The organism is Pararhodobacter sp. (assembly GCF_036802785.1).
Classification (GTDB): domain Bacteria; phylum Pseudomonadota; class Alphaproteobacteria; order Rhodobacterales; family Rhodobacteraceae; genus Pararhodobacter.
Map to the genome: position 1 here is coordinate 1 of NZ_DAIRVN010000004.1, position 19,290 is coordinate 19,290.

Below are 19,290 nucleotides of genomic sequence, written 5' to 3' on the forward strand. Positions count from 1 at the left end.
TCTCGGTTGGGCCAGAGTCCATCTCAAACTGGATCAGGTGCAGGGGGCAACGTCATATGGAGGGCTCGGTTTTCCGAGCCGGACAGACAGGGTGTGGTCAGCGGCATCGCCATGCTCCGGATCATTCTGGTCACTCGTCTGCGCGCTAAATTCGAGCACTCCGGAAGCGTTCTCATAGATGCGCAGCACCAGCTAGGCCGGAAAAATCTCCAGCACCTCCGATTTGTCAACCAAATGACAACCTAGCCGAAAAAACCGTTCAAAATCAGCAGCACGTCGATGCCGTTGTCAACCTTTGTGGGGTGGCAGTGCGCATTTTCCGTCTAAATTCCTCTGCCAAGAAGTCGAAATGCAACCGTCCAGGTTGTCATTCGCAACCTCATGCAACCCGCTGGAAAATCGTGAATTGTTTGAACCGATCGACTCTTCCTGGCAAAGATGTTGCTTTTTCGCATAGCGAATTATCGGATGCATTGCTCTGCAGGCTTAGCTCGGTCCTCCGGTTCGCGCGTCTGACAGCGCCGCCAGCCGTCCGGGCAGATCGGATCGGGTATGCAGAAAGTCGATGACGATCCCCTGGGTGGCGCTCTGGACAAACACGATGAAGTGCTGGCCGCATCGGGCGAAGCGTAAGTCTTCATCGAGGTCCGGATCAATCAGGCGACGGCAGTCGCGGGTGATGGCAGTGCCTGCCGCGATCTTGTTACAGACGTCGATCAGATCATTCTCATAGGCCTCGGCCTGTCGCGGACCAAAGGTCGCTAACGTCCAGCGAGCGATCTCGATCAATGACGTTTCTGCGCTGCGGGTCAGCCGCCATGGCCTGGTCATCAGGCGCGCTGCCGGGCACCCGAGAAGGCGCGACGGATAGATTCCTCACCAGAACCTTCGGCCAGGTCACCGCGGCGGGCTTCCTCGAGGCTGGTCACCAGTCGGGCACGCAGTTCACCCAACTCGGTCTCCTCTCGTTCGAGTAGTCGCAATCCAGCGCGCAGCGCCTCTGACGCATTCTGGTAACGACCCGAGGTGACCAGCCGGTCGACCAGTTCCGACTGCGCATCGGTGAGAACGACATTTCGCGTGACCATGTGTATCTCCTGGATGATGGTTGGCAATATATGCCAATTCAGACAGCCTGTCGATATCTACGTCCTGAAAATGCAACTGACCTCGTCTTTTGACATCCCTGTTTGCCACGCGTTCCAAGGATGCCCCGAAGTGCCTGGACGAGAGCGAGCCGGGGTGCGGGATCGGACTGACCAGATACCTCACGTAGGAAACCGATCCAGGCCAACTCGTTCTCGGTAACTTCGGCTCTCTCGGGATTCCGTCGAACCAAACCTATAGGACCTGTGTCCGTCATGATGATGGTTCTGGTCATCGCCCGAAGATCTCCCGCAGCTTGGTCCGGCTGCGCGTCGTCAGGCGCGGGTCGGTGTCGCCACTGGCATCCCGGATCTCGGCGATCCATTCGACCTCATTGCGCGTGAGTGGGGTGCCCCAGATCTCGCCCACCGCTTTCGCCGCCGTTTCGCCGAGGGCCTGTTCCATGGCCAGACGCAGCAGGAAGGCCGGGCCGCACTCGAGGGCACGCGCGAGGTCAGGAACACGGTCGAGGGCCAGTTTTGAGGCACCGCCCTTGATCATCGTCAGGTTGTTGGCGTTCACGTAGCCGGCCTCTGCCGCGATCTCGACCTGGTTCTTGCGTCCCTGAAGGTCGGAGATACGCTGCGCCACGAATTTCGCGAGCCGGGTTTCCGCGTGCGGTTTCATTGCCATTTTAACAAGCTCCATCAGTATGTCGAGTGACGTTCTGACTTACTTGTAGCGGTGGATTTCGCGGTTCTGCGAGGGTTCTGGGGGGCAAGCCATGTGCGCTCGCCACCCAATGAGTGACGAGACATGAACGACAGTGACGGAGCAGAACGCCGCTACGCTTTCAGGCGCAACGGCGGTCATGTTGGGCAAGCGCTTTGGCGCTGGGTCAGATCGCGATGCTCAACCGTGCGAGACGACGACATCATCCTACGTATCGAAGGCGCTAACGAAGCAGGTGGCGCGAGACACCTCCCACTCCAGGATATCGCTGCGGCGCCAGCGCACGCAGCCGGGGCTGAACTGCCGGGCTGACGGGAACTCACGATCGCGCCGCTAACGGTTGATCGTGGCCACCGAAACGGACAGGTGCTCAGCCACCTGGTTGATCGTCATGTATGTGTTATTCATCTTCGTTTCGAACATTTTCTATCCTCTGGTTGTGCGCGCGCTGCTCGGGCGGCACTGCATGCAGTTGGGCCCGGATCGTCACGCGCTGACCCGAGCGACTTGCTTATAGCGAGATCGCTCGACAAAGATGCAACACTCGCCGAAAAACTCACTAATCGCTTACTCTGGCGGCCGTGACGACGCTCTGTCGAAGGGAGTTCAGGCGCTCATCCAGATGCAGCTACGCTCATTCAAGCGCAAACAAGATGGAGAGCTGGATGGTGGGATGAAAAGGCGTATTGCTGTCAAGCTACTGAAAAGAAATGATTAAAAGATATATTTGGCGGAAGGGGTGTGCGCTCAACCTACCCCTTACCGCTTGTATTTTCAACGGCTTAGGCTATCTTCCATGGTGCAATTGTGCAGCAAGGAGTGCAGCAAAATGGGACATGCTCCCCGGGTATGGTTGTGATGCCCAGAGCCGTAGAACAGTGGATCGGGAAGACCGATGATACTCCGCCGCCGCCACGGGTAAAGGAGCGCATCCTTCGCGCGTTCGGCGGGCGGTGCGCCATCACAGGGCGCGAGTTCCGGCCCGGTGATGTGATCGAATTTGACCACATCATCCCGCTGGCCATCGGCGGCCAGAATGCCGAAGCGAACCTTCAGCCGGTCACGAGCGAAGGGCACGCCCAGAAGACCCCCCATGACCTGCGCGCCAAAGCCAAGGCGTCGCGGGTGTTCAAGAAACGCTGGGGGTTGGCTGGGCCAAAGCGGATCATTCCAGGGTCAAAGGCCTCACGGATGAAGAAGCGCATTGATGGTTCGGTGGAGTTTCGATGACGACTGATCGCATCAACTGCCTCATTCCGTTCTGCCGCCGCACCACGCCCGGCGGTCGATTCCCTGAATGGATATGCCAGAGGCACTGGTCGATGCTACCAAAAGCCCAGCGGCGCATCTACGCCAGGGCCAAGCGGCGAGGGAAAGACCCCAAAGCCCTTGCCCGGCTATGGCGATTGCTGTCTCGAAAGGCGATTGAGGCGGGTTTCATAGACCCTATCCAGTAGGGTCTCGATGCACTATTTTGCCATGGAAGGAAGGATAGGTTTTCAATGCGTATCGCACACACCCGGCCCGACGCAGAATTCAGCGACGCCTTTGCTGCCGCGCGCCTCGCAGGCTGCGCAGAGTTCGTCTGGCGGGGCGCCCGCTATCATACCCGCCGCGAAGATGATCCTGTCTTACCACGCCCGCCCGTGATCGAACGCATCGAAGAAATTTAGATTGCGCGGCGACGGGCATGTGGAAACGCAAGCCTACCGGATTGGGCGGGGCGGGTGCTGACGGTGATTTCCTGATCCTGCGTGGCGATCAGGTTGTCGGGCGAGTTTTGCCAGCCCATTTCATCCCTGGAACACGGTCATACATCTGGTCAGCTTTCAGCTATCCAGCGGCCCATGGGCGCGCGGAAAGCCTCGATGAAGCTGCGGAGGCGGTAAGAGCCTATATTCGCTCGAAATGGCCAGACAGCGTGATGAGCGTGCCATTGGGCACTGAAAAAGGAAAGGATCGCCGCTGATCACCGCCTACCGATGGCGATCAGCGCGCCCCGACCTGACCCTGTGCCCACTCGACCAGCAGGGCGTGCCGATCGCCACAATCGCGCAGCGCGCCCCGGTCACGCCCCCAGAACACTTCGGCCTCATTTTGCGGCAGCACGCGCACCGGCAAGGTCTGCGGCTCCGCGCATGGCTCCATCAATGAGGGCGGCGCCGCCGCGATATCAGCGGCGGTTGAGCCTAGACACGCTGGCAGGGCCAAAAGCAGGGCGAGAAGCATCATTGTCCGCATGGGCGGCATCCTCCAGTTGCTGGGCGAGCGCGTCGCGCTCCTGAGATATGCGGGCCAGCGTCGCGGCAAGCCCTTCGACGCGCGCCGCAAGGATGGCGCGCTCCTGCCGAAGCGCGGTGGTGCGCTCCTGCCATGTGGCGCGCTCGCCCTGGGTGCCAGTATGCCACCCGTGGCTCCAGATGCCGCCCAGCACGCTTACCAGCGCCAGCGCGGCTATGCCTGCCGATACCGGGCTCACACCCGCACCCGCCAGCGCCGGAACGCCATGGATGCGCCCCAGATTACCAGAGCGCCGACTGCGGCATAGGCCAGCATATTCCAGAGGTCATCCGGCACAACGTCACGAACCTGCCCCATGGCAACCGCGCCGCCAGAGACGACCGCTGTTGCCCCGCCGATCTGCGCAGTAAGATCCGCGCGAACATCGGCCGGCGTCTCTTGCGCGGGCGGGTGGACGGGCTCGTGCGCTCGCAATGCTTCCCATGTCCGCGCGCCGACGACGCCATCCACCGGAACACCGGCGAGAGATTGGAAGGCCAGAACCTCATCGTGGGTCTGGGGGCCGAACGCGCCATCAACCTTGATGCCAAGGGCGCGCTGCAGCTCACGAACCGCAGGGCCGCGATCACCGACGCGCACCACCACCGGCGAACGCTGGCCGCCGGAATGCTCACGATATGCCGCTTCCATCCGGCGCGCATATTCGGCAACCTGCCCGCTGCCATTGTATCGCCGCGCGAAGGCTTGCCAGTCGTGGCCACGGATGGCGCCAGCAATGCCCCACGCCTCGACCAACTGCACGAATGCGCCCAGCTGGTGCGCCGCGCTGATCGCCATATGCTCAACCATGGCTTCCGGGCTGTCGAAGCCCGCCGCAACATGGTTCATCCCCGCCATGATCTGGGGCGCACCCCAGCTGGAGGCGGCGATTGCGGCGCCCAGGTCAATACGCGCTGCGCGCAGGAACATGGACTCGCAGGAAAGACGCACCGATGCCCGCCACGGTTCTTCACCGGCGCGCACGCTGAAGCCAATCGCGCGCCAATGCTGTATGGGGAAATGATGAGGCTCAAAGCGCCGCACCACGGACCCATCCGCAAGGAAGTGTCGCCCCGATGCCTCAACCTGCCAGACAGCCTTGATTGCGGCCACCTCGCAACCCAGCCGTTCAGCCGCACGCGCGAAATCGCTCTCGCTCAGATCACCAGGCGCCCCGCGCCCCTTCCATGGATAGCCCATAATGTTCCCTCTACTCCGAATAGATGCCTTGGGCGGTGCCGCCCCGGATCGTGCCGTCAAGACGGCGGTTGAGGCGCACACCGCCGACAGTTTCACGCTCGCCCCGGGCGCGCGCCCTGACCGACTGCCTGATCGTGTCCGTGGTGATCGCGTATTGCGGGTATTCGCTGTTGAACTCTCTGATCGCCTGCGCGGCCCGGTCGCTGATCGGGTTTCCAGCCCGGATATCGTCTCCGGCGCGGCGCAGGATCGTGCTGCGCTGATCGGTGATGCGGCTCTGCGTGTTCTGCATCCAGCGGTTGGTCTGATATTGCTCAGACACGCGCGCAGGCGTGAAGCCAAGGGCCTGTGTCAGCGCCTCGGCTGGCGTCACGCTCTCGATGATCGGGTTGCCGCGATAGGTGGTCACGCCCTCCTGCGCATAGCGGGCGCTGCGCATCCAGTCGCGCACGAATTTGGGCGATGCGGTTTCGACGCCGCGCCAGACTTCCCCCTCAAGCGCCATGTTGACGCCCCGAAAGGCGTTTTGTGCCATGCCCGGCACCGCGCCCAGCATCTGCTCAGCCCAATACTGGTACAGGTCATCGCCCTCCTGCTGCCGGTCAGGGCGCCGGAACCACAATTCCGGCATGCCCATCCGCTGAGACAGGTTGATGCCGGAGAGATGGCCCGGGACACCGTTCAGGATGAGGCCCGCCATGTCGCGGCCAAGGGTATTGACCAACGCCTCCTTCACCTCTTGCTCGATATCGTCGGCGCCGCCGGGCATGAACAGTCCCGCAAGCGTGGTGATCAGGGCAAAGCCCCATGTCCCGCTTACACCGGCCATCATGGCCATCATGCCCGTGATGCCGATCAGCTGAGCCCGCGCCTCCTTCCGGTCGGCCTCCGTCGCCCCCTTGAGGGATTGGTGGCTGTCTCGGAACAGGCGATAGATCATGTTCAGCTGATAGTTTCTGAAGACCGTGGCAACGCGCACGAAATCGTTGTGCTGAAGCCTCGGGCGGCTGTCCGATTCGTAGTTGAAATGCGTCTTCCAAGCCAAGTTTCCGGCCTTCTCAATGGCGGCCTCACCCTCAAGCCCGGCCTCTTTCGCCATCCGATAGGCCGCCATGAACGTGATTTCTCGGTTCAGCCGCTCGGCGTGATGGAACAAGAAGGCGATAGGCCGCATGAGGCGCGCGCGGATATCGCTGTATTCGACGCCGGTTTCAGCCACGCCCGCCAGATCATGCGCTTGGCTCTTGTCGATGATGCCGCGCCGATAGGCTTCTTCCATCGCCGCTTTCTCATCCGGCTTGAGGCTCTTGGCGTTCGAGACGGAGCCTTTCCCAAGCCCGAACTCTCGCAGCGCCCGGCTCAGGTGGCGTGCCGCCGAACCGATGGTGCTGCGCTCGAAACCTGCGGCCAGCACCGGAATGCCGACCACGACCGTCTGAGAGATATTGACCAGCGCGGCGGCGGGGGTTGCACCGAGATAATAGACGAATGCGGCGCTGGTGGCCCATGTGGACCAAGAGGAAACCTTGGGGTTCATCACCCATTCGTGCCGCTTTTCCATCTCGTTGATCACGGCCATGGCCCGGTTCGGATCGGCGGAAGCATCGGCCTCGCGCTTGGCGTCATCGAGCGCCTGCTGCATCTGCATGCCATATTTCAGGCGCGCCAGCTGGTGCGCTGAATGGAACATCTGCCGGGCATAACCCCGGAAGGCATCCTTGGAATACCCGGGCGTGCCCTGGCGGTGCAGCCGTGATTTCCTGATCGAGAAATCGGGCAGGGTTTCCAGGTATCGCTGCCAGATCGCATCCATCAGGGCAGGGTCAGCCACCGCCTTGCCAATCATCGCCTCGATATCGGCCACGAAATTGGGGTCAACATCAGGGCCGCGACCGCCGGTCGAATCCAGAAGCCCGGTTTTCACAGTGTGATCCGGGTGCGCGCGGCGCAGGCGGGCGGCCTCCTGCATTTGCGCGCGCTCGCTCTCGAATTTCGAGAAGGCGATGACCTTGTTGTCGCGGTCTTTGAGCGTGACGAAATAGCTGCCGTGGCGCAGAAGCGGGAAATAGGGCGCATCCACCTCGTTTTGCTCGAACATCGCCCGCAGGGTGGCAAGGCGCGCATTGCGGCCATAGCCATCGCGCTTCGTGATGGCGGCCAGCCGCTCGGATGCTTCAGCCTCGGCCGCCGCGCGCTCCTCGCCCTCAAGCCCGTCCTCTTCGATCTTGCGAAGATCATCCTCATAGCGCAGACGCGCGCGCTTCAGGTTGATTTCCATCGAGGATTTCACATTATCCAGAATGATCTGGCGTTCGGCGTCAGAGGCTTCACGATAGGCGTCACGCACCTTCTGGTAGATTTCCTGCGCCTTCTTCGGCAGCTTTTCCCAGCGCGGGCGCAGCGCGTCATAGGCCTCGCGCTTGGCGTCAACATAGGCCTTGTATTTGGGCTCGGCCTCATAGGCGTGGCGGGGCCGCACGCTGAACACCCTCGCCGGGTCAATCCCCGCGATGGTTGCGTCATGCATGAGGTTCATCAGCTCGTCGTTCGATTTGCGGTTGCGCGTCAGGAAGCCGCGCCAGTCATCCATCAGCGCTGCCGCTGTGGCCTGCCGCTCATTGCGCATCGCGCCCAGAGCGTGCTTGAGCCGCAGGTATATCCGCGCGCCCATCAGGTTCTTTCCAAGCTCCTGAAACAGGGGCTCGCTCGGAACCAAGGCGAGAATGTTGTATGTGCTGCTCTTGCCTCCCATGGCATCGGTCAGCATCTGCCCGATGATCCCGCGCTCCTTGCTGGCCGTTACCGGGCCTGCATCCTCCAGCATCTGGCGCGAGTATTTCGCCGCATGCGACGCAAAACGGCCATCAGGCGAACGCGGCTGGCTTTCGCTCAGCCCTTCTTGGGCGGTGCTCGGAAGGCCTGTTCCTGCCCCTTCCGTCCCTTCTCGACCTCCTTCAGGTAGGCCAGCTGGGCCTTGCTGCCCTCGTCCGTCTGGGAAAGCCCCTCCAAGCGGCTGATCTCGGCCTTGATCTCGGATAGGGACGAGGTGAAGTTGATTTCTCCGTAGGACATCGCGCACCCTTTCGTCGGTTTCCTGCAGAAGCCCATCAGCATCAACGCCGTGACGTTCTACAATGATGTGGCCGTTCGAGCGAAGATCAATAATGCCATGCCGGTGCTTCACCATATCAGAAACATGGGAGTGAATGGCGTTGGCGGTGTCGATCGTGATTTCACCGCGGTTCAGCATCTCCTGAATGGGATGCGCCACGATTCCATCAATGAGACCGAGAAACGCGCCAAGCTTGGCTGGCGTGCTGCTCAGTTTGGTTCCGACAAGGGAGGGGCCGATCCGCGCGCTTGCAACAGCATCGCGGTGCCCGACTGCCGATACATCGACGCCATAGAGCGCAACATTTGCCAGATCAGCCGCGCTGAAGCCGGAGTTTCTCGGATGATTGTGCGTGACGTAGCGCGCAGACCCATCCCGCATTGCGGAAAGGAGCTGATCAGACATGCCGACCGTGTATTGACCGCCACGCCCGACCGAAATCAGACCACCCCATCTGTCAAACGCCACCAGGTGTTCCACGCCCGTGTCGCGGCCCATGGCCTTCACCCAGCGATCAGCTGCGATTTCAGCCGCGCGCGGGGTTTTGGCCTTCTCGATGGCAGCGAACAGAGCATTGCCCTCCGGCCTGCTTGAAAGGTCTGTGAACATGTCGGCGTTCTTGCGGCCATTGCGCTGCCATTCCCGCAACGATTCGCGCGGATCGCGGCTTTCAGCCATGCGAGTGCCTTGCCCGCCCGGTCCATCCGGCCCGCGTTCGCCGATCTGGCCGGTGGCAATCTTGTCGAAGGTCTGCGCCGCCGACTGGAAGCCTTGGCCCCGCAGCGCGTTTGCAACTGCCCCGACAAAGCCCCGGATCTTGCGGAACGCCCGGTCAACGCCGCTGCGCTGGTCCATGTTCTGTGCCCAGCGGCGATATTGCTCGGCAATCACTTCCTCGACCTGCGCGCGGCTGCCCAGATCAGGATAGGCATCCGCCACCTTCTTGGACAGCGCGGTGTCGGCGCGGGCGGCTCGCACAAGGCCTTGCCATTCCGGGCGCGTGAACAGGCCATAGGGCGTGCCCCAGAGGCTCTCATCGCGCAGGGCATGGACAATCTCATGCCGCAGGGTGCCAAGCGCTCCGTCGCGGCTGTCAGGGTTCAGCTCGATTGATGCGCCGCGCTGGCGGCCTTGGATCGGCACCCCGGCAACGTCCATCAGCCCGCGCACAAGGCGCACGCTCACCTTGCCCGCAAGACCGCTGGCCTTCACCTCACGGGTGAGGCTGGCGGCCATATCGCGCAGGCCATCGGCAGGGATAGGCGCATCCATAAAGCGAGATTCGCGCGCCGCCGCAGGGGCCGCCGCAGGCGCATCCTTCGCCTCCTTGCTTTTCCCGCGCCGCGCCATTTCCTCAGCATCCAGCGTTGCCGTCAGATCCTTGAGCGCCGCCTCGCTTTCGGCAAGCAGGGCCTCATCCTTGAAGCCCTCGAATTGCTCAAGCGCTTTCCGATCCTTGACCGCCTTCGCCTTCTGATCCGCCTCTCCTTTGCGGGAATGCTTGATCATGGCGGGCACGTCATTCATGGCACGGGTAATGGCCTTCGCCGTGTCAACCGGGTTTTCATAGAGCGGGAACAGGCGCTCTGCGTCCTTCGAGAAGCGCAGGTTGAATGCGGCCAGCATGCCATCCGGTTTTCCGGCGGCGGGAAGCAAAAAGCTGGTGTCAAAATAGCGCGACGATCTATCGGCCTGCTCCAGGAGGATCGGCACGCCATTGACCTCACCAACCGTGGTTGTCGGCCAGCCCATACCAGCGTCGGCCCAAGCGATGGCGGCGGCCTCCATGGCTTCACCGAAGGCCTTGCGATCGGTGATTTCCTGACCGTCGACGGTCACAAGGAAGTTGTCGCCGCGCAGGTCCATATGCTTGCCCGCAACCGCCTCCCACGCAGCCGCTTCCTGAGCATAGTATCCGGCACTGCGTTCTGCGCTCTTGATGCCGGATGAGAGGGCGCGCTCTTCGGCGGCGGTGTTGGCCCGGCGGCGGCCCAGCTTTTTGACCGTCTCTTGCAGCTCCTTCAGGCGCAGGATGCGCGGGTCTGGCGTGGTCATCCCGGCCAGCTGCTCGAAAACAGAGGCAGGCCCCACATCTTCCATCTCATTGACGCTGGGATCACCGCGCAGGAAATCCTCGATGGTGCGCGCCTTGCGGCCCATCATTTGCCACATCGTGGAGTCGTATGTCCCTTCCGTGGCGTAATCGTTGACCTCGATTTCCGTGTTCCAGTTGCCTTGACGCAGGATGCGCCCCACGCGCTGCTCATCGAGTGCAGGGAACCAGTGCGGATCGAGGTTGTGCATGGCCTTCAGGCGCTTTTGAGCGTTCACGCCGGTGCCCATGGCCCGGGCCGATCCGATCAGAACACGCACCTCGCCATCATTCACGCGCCGGAACAGGCGGCGCTTGGCCTCCGTGTTCTTGAAATCGCGGAAAAGGGCGATCTGTTCCGCTGGCACACCATTGCGGATCAGAAAGTCGCGGATGAACTCATGGGTGTCGAACGGCGATTTCCCGGGGCGGCGCTGGATATCAGCGAACACCATCTGTGAGGCGGGGCCGTGGAACGCAGGCTCCTTGCTGTAGCTGCGCGTCGCACCGTCTGGCTTGTGGAAGGGCGCGTTGGCGGTCCTTTTCCATGTCTCCAGCACGTTTTCGGCAAGGCGCGTGAGTTTGCTGTCCCGGCCCGAAGCGGTTGGGTCGATCAGGCGCATGTCCGTGGCTGACGCAATGCCGTCTCCGATCACCACCAGGTGGTTGTCGTCGCCCTTCTTGGGTGGGCCCTTCCGGTTTTCAAGCAACGCCATCCGCTGGGCAAGCTGCCCCTGATAGGCTTCGACAGCGGCGCTGCGCGGCACGGCAATGGCCTTGCGGCCACCACCCGCCAGTTTCGGGCGCACCACATATTTCTCAAGATCCTCGGGGATCACGGTATCCATGCGCGCGCGGACCATCAGCGACAGGTCGCGGGTGTTGACGAATTTCGAGAAGCGGGACACGGCCTTATAGTTGCCGGCGGCGTCGGGCTCATAATCTATGGCCGTTTCGCCATAGCTTTGTGCCCAGCTGTCAAAGTCCAGCATGCCATGCTCTTCCAGCGTGTCATGCTGGATATACCGGCTGATCGTATAGACCTCAGCCATGGTGTTTGTGATCGGCGTCCCTGACGCCAGAACGACGCCGCGCCCGGGGTTGATCCGGTCAAGGTGGCGGGTTTTCAGGAACAAGTCCCAAGCCATCTGTGAGCCGGAAGGCGTCACGCCCTTGATCGCGCCCAACTGCGTGGCGAAGTCCAGCTTGCGGAACAGGTGGGCCTCATCGACAAACATCATATCGACGCCCATTTCCTCGAACGTCAGTTGCGCGTCGGCCCGGCTTGCATCGCGCGCGCCGCGCAGGCGTTGCTCCAGCTTCTCCTTGGCCCGCTCCATCTCCTTGGTAGAAATGCGGTCTCCATCGGCCTTGCTTGACCGGATCGCCTCGTCAAAGCGTTCGATTTCCGCCTGCACAAACTCATCGTTGAGCGCGTCCGATACCGGGATTTTCTGGAAGGACGAATGCGTGAGGATGATCGCGTCATAGTCATTTGCCGCGGCGTCGGCGATGAACTGGCGGCGGCGATCAGTATGGAACCGACGGTCATCGGCCACAACGAGGTTCGCGGTCGGGTAGTGCTCATAGAACTCTGCCGCAAACTGGCCAAGCATGTGGTTCGGCACCGTGAACATGGGCTTGCGCGCTATGCCCAGTCGGCGCGCCTCCATGGCGGCGGCGATCATCTCTGACGTTTTTCCCGCCCCGACAGCATGGGCGAGATAGGTTGATCCGCTTTGCAGGATACGCGCGATGGCGCGCAGCTGGTGCGGGCGCCACTGCCAACCCTTGGCGATGCCTGGCGTGGTCAGGTAGGAGCCATCGAAGGACGGGGCCACGTTTGAGTTGAAGCGGTCGTTGTAGAGGCGCAGGAGGGTTTCTTTGCGGTCACCATCCTGCCAGACCCAGCCCGTGAACCGCTCGCGGATCGCGTCAGCCTTATCGTTCGCCGCCTGCGTCGCCGCCTCATCGAGGCGGGACACAATGCTGCCATCCTCATTCTTGATGGTCCGCGTGACCTTGATCACCGTGCGGTTCAGCACACGCTCCAGAAGGTCAGGGAAAGGCATATCCCCCGTTCCCCATGTGACCGTCGCCTCGGTGCTGCGCTTCTCGCCTTCGACAATCCAGCGGCCGCCCGCGCTGGCGCGGTCCACGTTGACCTGCATCCCCAGAGTTTTGGCGAAGTCCTGCATGACGTTGATCGGTATCCACGGCATGCCGGGGGTTGCCGTCACCTCATATTCTGTCAGATCGCGCGGCATTACCTCTTCGAGCGCGCGGATATTGGCGTCCATCTCCGGGCCACCGATCTGGCGCGCGATCTCCAGCTTGCGGCGCACGTTCCCCGAAAGGTAAAGGTCGCGGTTCTCGTATCGGCCAGATTCAGGGTCGCGGAAAACCAGACCGTCCAGCTGCTGCAACGCGGTCGCCTCGGTAACACCGGCCTTTTCGGCGATCATGGCGATATCAGGGAAGCCGCGCGTCGCCATAGAGTGGTTCAGCGCATCCTTGGCGTCGCGGATCTCGGGTTCGGTCTGCCGGGCGACAACGGAGGTGGTGAACACCGGGCCCTTGACGGCGGTGTCGGTTTCCGTGTCGTATTTTTCAAGCGCAGCAATGCGCCAGACCTCTGGATCATCCATCAGAGCGTTCAGGTTCACGCGCTTGATGATTTCGGTGTCCTCGACCGCAGCAGGGTCAAATGAACCTTCCCGATAGGCTTCACCCAACCGGGCGCGCGTTTCCTTGCGCATCTTGGCAATTTGCGTCCAGGTGAAACGCTTGGCCTTTTGCTGTGCCGCGCCTGCGACCGGGCCGGAAGGGTCATCGCCCTCATCGGCTTGGCTGTCCAGCAATGTGGCGTCGATATAGGGGGTCGGGTCAAAGCTGCCCTCATCCCATTCCCGGCCCTGTTCAAGCGCTTCCTCGCGCTGGTTGGCGCGGGCGCGCTCCAGCGCGGGGGCGTTCGGGCGGCGGTATTGCGCCTTGGAGCGGTTTATGGGGCCGTGTTCAGCCACGAAGGCGTCATAGGCATCATTCAACGCCTTGCGGTGCTTCTTGGCATCGGCCTGATTGTCGCTCAGGTCTGCGGCATAGACATTGCGCAGCGCGTCCCTGATGCCGACGAACTGCATGGCCTTGCGGTAGTCATCGGCGGTCAGGCTGCCGCCCTCGGCGCCCCGGCGCTTCATTTTGCGCCCGACCGATCCATCATACTGCCAGAGCGCGCCATCGCGGACATAGTAGGAGCCCGCCTTGGTCTGGCCGCTATCAGGGTCAACTTCCTCCTGCGCGCGCGTGGGATCATAGGTCGGATCGGTGATCACATCGGCAGGCAGGCGCTTGATGGCGGCGGCGAAGGCCTCGCCGATATTCTCCCCCTCATTCGGCAACACGGCATACTGGCCCCGGAAGCGCTGGGTGCCGAAGCCGCCTTGCTTTCCAAGGATCATGTCGGGGTTGTCGATGAAATAGCGGTTGACCTTGAACTCGGTCATGCGCCCGCCCTCAAGACCGGGCAGGGGCACCATCTCGACATTCAGCCATGACTGATCGCCAACCGGCTCACCCTCGATGCGCTTGCGCAGGAAGATCACATCGGTTGTCACCTCGGTTCCGGCGCTGCCCTTGAACGCGGTATTCGGCAGGCGGATCGCGCCGACAAGATCAGCACGCTCGGCCAGATAGCGCCGCGCGCCATCGTCCATCTTGTTCATCGTCCCTTCGGACGTGACGAATGCGAGAAGGCCGCCGGGGCGCACCGCATCAAGCGTCTTGGCAAAGAAATAATCGTGCAGGAGGAACTTCTGCGGGTATTTCTTGTCTGACTTGATTTCGATGTTGGCAAAAGGCGGGTTGCCGATTGCCATGTCATAGAAGCCTTGCGGCACGGCAGCCGCAGTGTAATCCTGATTTTGAACAGTCGCCTCGGGGTAGAGCTGGCGCGCAATGCGGGCGGTGATGCTGTCCAGCTCGACGCCGCGATAGGTCATGCGGTCGGCGATGCCTTCCGGGGCCATGCCAAGGAAGTGCCCGATACCCATGCCGGGCTCAAAGACAGTGCCGCCCTTGAAGCCAAGCCGCTGCGCTGCGCTCCACATGCCGCGCACAACCTCTTCTGAGGTGTAGAAGGCATATTGCGTGGTGCGCGCGATGGTCTGCATCTCGGCGTCGGAAACCAACGCCCGCAGGTCGGTTGCCAGGTCGGACCAGCCAGTGCGCACGCTTCCGTCGCTGTTCGGCACGGCGGGGTTGAGCGAACCGGCACCGGCATAGAGCGCCAGCTTTGCCTGTTCCTCGGGTGTCGCGCGCCGATTCTGGCTCTCAATTTGCTTGAGAAGCCGGATCGCCTCGATGCTGTCCTTCGCCCGGGTTTTTTCCCCGCGCGTGTCGTTCAGCGCTCCTGGAGCAATCCGGTAGTTTCTGGGTCGGCTTCCGAAACGAGCTCCATCGCCGCCACGCGCACTTGCTCGGCCGCCATTTCCTCCCGCATCTTCCAGTCCGCTGTCATCTCGACCGGGATCAGCCCGTGATCCTCCCTCGCCTGATCGCAGATTTGCTTCGCTGCGGGCATCACCTGACCCTTGGCCCACATCTCCATGAACGCTTTGGGGTTGGCTTCCTTCATCGCGCGTATCGCTGTCAGTCCGAGGTCGATCGGCATCGCTCTGCCCCTCCGTCTGCTGTGGCCCCTCAGATATGGTGTCTTCCTCGGGCTTTTTAACCTCTTCCGCACGCATTTTGCGCACTTCAGCAATCACCTCTTGCGAGGTGTCCATGTCGGCGGTGTCCTCGCCCTGCAGGTCCATGTCGTCGCGCAGCTGGTTGTAGGCGTTGCGGGCATAGGGCTGCGCCTGCTCAAGCGTCAGGCCCATGCGCTCCATCATCGCGTCGATCAACTGGCGAAACCGGCGCCGACCGGCGCGCACATAGAGCGATCCGATTTTGAAGGCCATGCCGACCATCTCAGGATCAAGCCCGCTGTTCAGTTGGCTCTTCAGCTTGGCGGCAAACTCAGCCTCAAGCGCTGCCAGTTCCGCGTTCTCAGCATCGGAAAGCCCCTTCATCTTCTTGGGTTTGGGCGCTTCTTGCTTGGGTGGCGCCGGGGGTGGTGACGTATCGGCCTTTTTGACTTCCGGTTCAGCAGGTTGATCCATCCTCATCGGCCTGGTCCAGCGCGCACCGTCCTTCAGCGCCTCGCCCAGGTCGGCCACGCTCATAGGCGTGACCGCGCCCCAGCGCTCCGCGCCCTTGCCGTCGCTGAACGCCTTGAGGAACGCATCTCGCGCCTGTTGCTGGTTCACAAAGCCCAGCATGACCTTGTGTTCATCGAAGGCCCCGGTTTCGGCGTTCTTCTGGTCGACCACGAACACCCGGTCAGCCGCCGGGTCCGGTCCCATGTAGAAATCGACATGATCACCATCCGCGCCCTTGGTGCGCAGGATGCGGCCATAATCAGCGGGCATGGTGACTTCCCATGCCGTTTTGCCATCAGGGCCGACCTTGCGGCGAACACTGCCTTTGGCGTTCTCGATGGAAAGAGTGAGGCCACGCCAGTCAATCTTGCCCGTCTTGTAGTTTTCAGCCTCGGCTTGCGCGGGCGTGGGGTCGGGCGCGGTTTCAGCCGCAGCAGCCTCGAACGCTTCACGCGAAGGCGCATCGCTGGCCGGGGCAGGGGCGTCGGTCGCCGGTGCTGCGCGCTCCGTCTCCACGGACAGAAGGCGCGCGCCAATCGTCGCGTCATACCCCTTCCCGCCGATTCCGCCATCCACGAGAACCTCGACCACGCCTTGACCGCTGCGACGGTCCATCCGGGCGATAGTGCCGGTGATGGTGCGCGGCGGGTTGAAGTTGTCATTCACCCACTGGACGCGCTGGCCTTTCTTGAACTTGCCCATAGCCGCGCGATTGGCTGCAAAGTTTTCGTCACCCTCGGGCGTTGAAGCTATCGACGGCTCGCCATCGGGCGCGACACGCTCACGATCCGCCTGAAGGGCGGTTTGCTGCGTATTTTGCTGCTCAATTACGGGAGAATTATCCAGTCCGGTAAACTCATCGGCCCGGTTGCGGCGCACAAACCATCCCCCCGCCTTGGGGAAAGCGTAGGGGTCGATCTTCTTCGCCTGTCCCTCGGTGGTGCCAGCGCGAAGGACATAACCCTCCAGCGTCTTGCCCTTCTTGGTGACGTGGGTTTCCGGCGCCCGGGCCATAGACCCTTGCAGGGTGGAGAGAAGCGGGTCAGCGGCCTGCCCTACGGACCCCTCGTCGATCTGCGCGGCACCGGGGGCAGCCCGTTGCGCTTGCCCGGTCGCATAGTCCAGCCATGCAGCCAGATCCTCACGGCTCATACCCTCGGTGTCGGTGATGATATCCTGCCCGCGATCATCGTTCACCCTTACGCGGGCGCGACCGCCGCGCAGCAGAACCATCCGGCCATCAACCTCGCCATTCCATGAGCGTTCGCCTTCCTCAGCGGCATCGAGGAAGGCATTGGCATCGCGGCGGCGCGTCTTGGCGCGTTCTGCGTCCATGGGCGCAGCCATCCGTCGCTGCGCAATTTGCTGCTCATTTCGGGCAGGTTCAGTCAGTGCTTCTGAAGGTTCCACGGCCTCAGCTGCACCATCCACAAATCCCGGAAGACCGGCGCCATCGGGTGATTGGAGGGTATCGGCATCCCCTTCCGCTCCCGCAACAGTTTGAGGGCCTTCTTCCGCTGCTTGCGGGTCACTATCCCGTCGACCTCCATTGCTCTCAGCGCTTGTTTGGCTGTCATCCAATAGCCCAGCATCACCAATCTCCTGCTCCTGAACACGCGGAGTGGCAACAAAACCGCCGTCCTGCGCAACGATATCGTGGGTGTCCATGCTGAAACCAAGACGCCCAAGGGCGCGCGTGGCCGAAGCCTGATCCTTGAAGGGGCTTCCATCCTTCCTTGTGACGATCTTGCTGGCCTCATTGGTCGCATCCTGTTCGGCGCGCCCCGCTGCTGCGAGGATGCCGCGCAGGTTGTCGCGCATTTCGAGCAGGGTCCGGTCCCAACCCCGCGTGCGCGCCTGATCCTCGACCATCGTGAGCCGCTTGCGCGCTTCCTCGATCGGATCAACTTCGATGCTCGGCGCTGGATCGGCTTCAGGAACGCGGGGGGGCCGCGCCGGGTCAGGCTCAATCGCTTCCGGGGCCTCGGTGCGCGTTGTTGCTGCCTGGGGCCCGGCTTCGGGCGCGGGGGGTGCTGCGGTTTCGCCGCCTACCGGCGTGATCTGGACCGCGCCGCTTTCGATATCAGAGCGCGGGATATCAAAGAGCGCGCCATCTTCCGCCCGAAGCGAAACCGTGTTGGTGGTGCCGCCGACGATTTCAGCGCCCCATGGCTGACCTTCACCTGCCAGCTGGACCTGCACCATGCGCGGGCCGCCGCCTTCGGGCGGTCGCACCGGGCCCTGCTGGAAGATCGTGCCGCCATCGGTGGGCGCGGGTAGGGCCAGTTGCTGGCGATCAACCGGAGGGGTGGGTGCGCCTTCCGGGGCCGCTTCAGGGGGTTCTTCGGTCGCGCGCTGCGGGGCCAGACCTGAAGCACCACCGACAACGCCACCACCCAAAGCGCCCAGGATGAAATCGCCGAAGGTGTCTTCGGTAAGGTCGATATCCATGCCGGTTGCGGTCTGAACGCCGAACCGGGTTGCGACGCCTTCAAGCGCCTCCTGAATACCTTCCTCCGATGCCGAAAGCGCGCCACGGGTCAGCGCGCGGCGCATCGGGCCGCCGGTTGCACCTATGCCACGGGGCAGGGCACCGCGAATGATCGCTCCGGTGGCGGCACCACCAAAGCCACCAACTGGAGCGTTGAAAAGCGCAGCGATGCGCGCGGCGGCGTTCTGCGTCGTCTCAAGCGCTTCGTCTTCATCCATCCCGCCCGCGATCAGCTCGCGGTAGTAGGGCGATTCCCGCTCAAGCAGGCGCTCGCCGGTTTCGGGATCGCGCTCATTGAACGCTTCATCAATGATGCCGCGCGCTTCTCCGGCCCCCGCGCCGGCGCTTTGCGATGCGCCCACTCCAACCCCGGCGATGGGGCTGCGCGTCAGGACACTGGCCGCGACGACAGGAAGGAATGAGCCCAGCACATCGGCGGCCAGAAGGGAGTAGCCATAGATTGACGCCCCTTCGCCCAGCGTCCATGTCGAGGGCTTCGTAAGGTCGCCGCCGGGAGTGGACTGTTCAATTGCGGTGCGGGCGCCCGAAGACATGCCTTCACGCAGATCATTGGCCCGGTCGCGCAGATAATCACCGCCAGAGCGCCCCATGCGGGCCAGTAGGCCGGGCTGGTAGTTTTCATCGCCACGCGCCAGCGCGAAGGGTTGATCTGCCAGCGCACCGACGCCTTCGACGGCGGAACCGACGCCTTCGCTGATGCCCGCACCGAAGCTGCGCGCCAGATCACCGCCAAAACCGGGCTCAGCGGCCCTGCGCTGCTCTTCTTGCTGCTCACGAGCGGCACGCATCTGATCGGGATATAGCTCGTCACCGACCTCGCGCGCACGCCGCAGGAAATCGTCCGCGCCATCACCGGCCGCAGCTCTGATCAAATCGCGGATGCTTTCACCGGCCTGAATGCGCGGTCCCATTTCTTGGGCAGCCCGATCAGCGATAGTGATCAGATCATCTGGGGATGAAGCCCCGGCCTGTTCCCCCAGCGCGATCAGGACATTGACCGGGACCTGACTTTGCCGCGCGATGTCTTCGATGCGTTGACGGGGGTTTTGCTGATTGCTTGCGCTATCGCGGTCGA

Annotated in this window: 11 protein-coding genes; 3 read left to right on the forward strand and 8 right to left on the reverse strand. The window is 62.5% G+C overall.

What is annotated here, in order from left to right; genetic code table 11:
- Positions 1-486: 486 nt before the first annotated feature.
- The 4 genes from V7Q53_RS02720 to V7Q53_RS23380 all read right to left on the reverse strand — a co-directional run bounded on the left by V7Q53_RS02720 (position 487) and on the right by V7Q53_RS23380 (position 2,241).
- On the reverse strand, positions 487-831 hold the full coding sequence (locus V7Q53_RS02720) for a type II toxin-antitoxin system RelE/ParE family toxin (RefSeq protein ID WP_333826839.1): 345 nt from the start codon (positions 829-831) through the stop codon (positions 487-489).
- Positions 831-1,088, reverse strand: a complete 258-nt coding sequence (locus V7Q53_RS02725) for a type II toxin-antitoxin system ParD family antitoxin (RefSeq protein ID WP_333826840.1) — start codon at positions 1,086-1,088, stop codon at positions 831-833. The genes V7Q53_RS02720 and V7Q53_RS02725 overlap by 1 nt, the downstream gene beginning before the upstream one ends.
- 289 nt (positions 1,089-1,377) lie before the next feature.
- Positions 1,378-1,779, reverse strand: coding sequence for an XRE family transcriptional regulator (locus V7Q53_RS02730; protein WP_333826841.1), 402 nt, complete (start codon positions 1,777-1,779; stop codon positions 1,378-1,380).
- 372 nt (positions 1,780-2,151) lie between these two features.
- Entirely contained in the window at positions 2,152-2,241 is a 90-nt protein-coding gene (locus V7Q53_RS23380; protein ID WP_442954406.1) for a hypothetical protein, read from the reverse strand.
- 426 nt (positions 2,242-2,667) lie between these two features.
- On the opposite strand from V7Q53_RS23380, the gene V7Q53_RS02735 reads away from it, so the two are divergent.
- From V7Q53_RS02735 to V7Q53_RS02745, 3 genes are all read left to right on the forward strand, one after another.
- A complete protein-coding gene (locus V7Q53_RS02735) occupies positions 2,668-3,048 on the forward strand; it encodes an HNH endonuclease (protein ID WP_333826842.1) in 381 nt (126 codons plus the stop codon).
- Positions 3,049-3,320: 272 nt separating this feature from the next.
- Complete coding sequence (locus tag V7Q53_RS02740) at positions 3,321-3,491, forward strand: hypothetical protein (RefSeq protein ID WP_333826843.1); 171 nt, start codon at positions 3,321-3,323, stop codon at positions 3,489-3,491.
- A gap of 17 nt (positions 3,492-3,508) precedes the next feature.
- A complete protein-coding gene (locus V7Q53_RS02745) occupies positions 3,509-3,787 on the forward strand; it encodes a hypothetical protein (protein ID WP_333826844.1) in 279 nt (92 codons plus the stop codon).
- 20 nt (positions 3,788-3,807) lie between these two features.
- On the opposite strand, the gene V7Q53_RS02750 is transcribed toward V7Q53_RS02745, so the two are convergent.
- From V7Q53_RS02750 to V7Q53_RS02765, 4 genes are read right to left on the reverse strand one after another with little or no spacing between them, the layout of a single operon-like run.
- A complete protein-coding gene (locus V7Q53_RS02750) occupies positions 3,808-3,939 on the reverse strand; it encodes a hypothetical protein (protein WP_333826845.1) in 132 nt (43 codons plus the stop codon).
- Positions 3,940-3,991: 52 nt separating this feature from the next.
- Positions 3,992-4,297 carry a hypothetical protein gene (locus tag V7Q53_RS02755; protein ID WP_333826846.1) on the reverse strand — a complete coding sequence of 102 codons (306 nt, stop codon included), beginning with the start codon at positions 4,295-4,297 and terminating at the stop codon, positions 3,992-3,994.
- Entirely contained in the window at positions 4,294-5,298 is a 1,005-nt protein-coding gene (locus V7Q53_RS02760) for an N-acetylmuramidase domain-containing protein (protein WP_333826847.1), read from the reverse strand. Before V7Q53_RS02760 ends, V7Q53_RS02755 begins: the two co-directional genes overlap by 4 nt.
- A gap of 10 nt (positions 5,299-5,308) precedes the next feature.
- Entirely contained in the window at positions 5,309-19,087 is a 13,779-nt protein-coding gene (locus tag V7Q53_RS02765) for a PLxRFG domain-containing protein (protein ID WP_333826848.1), read from the reverse strand.
- Between the last annotated feature and the right edge of the window lie 203 nt (positions 19,088-19,290).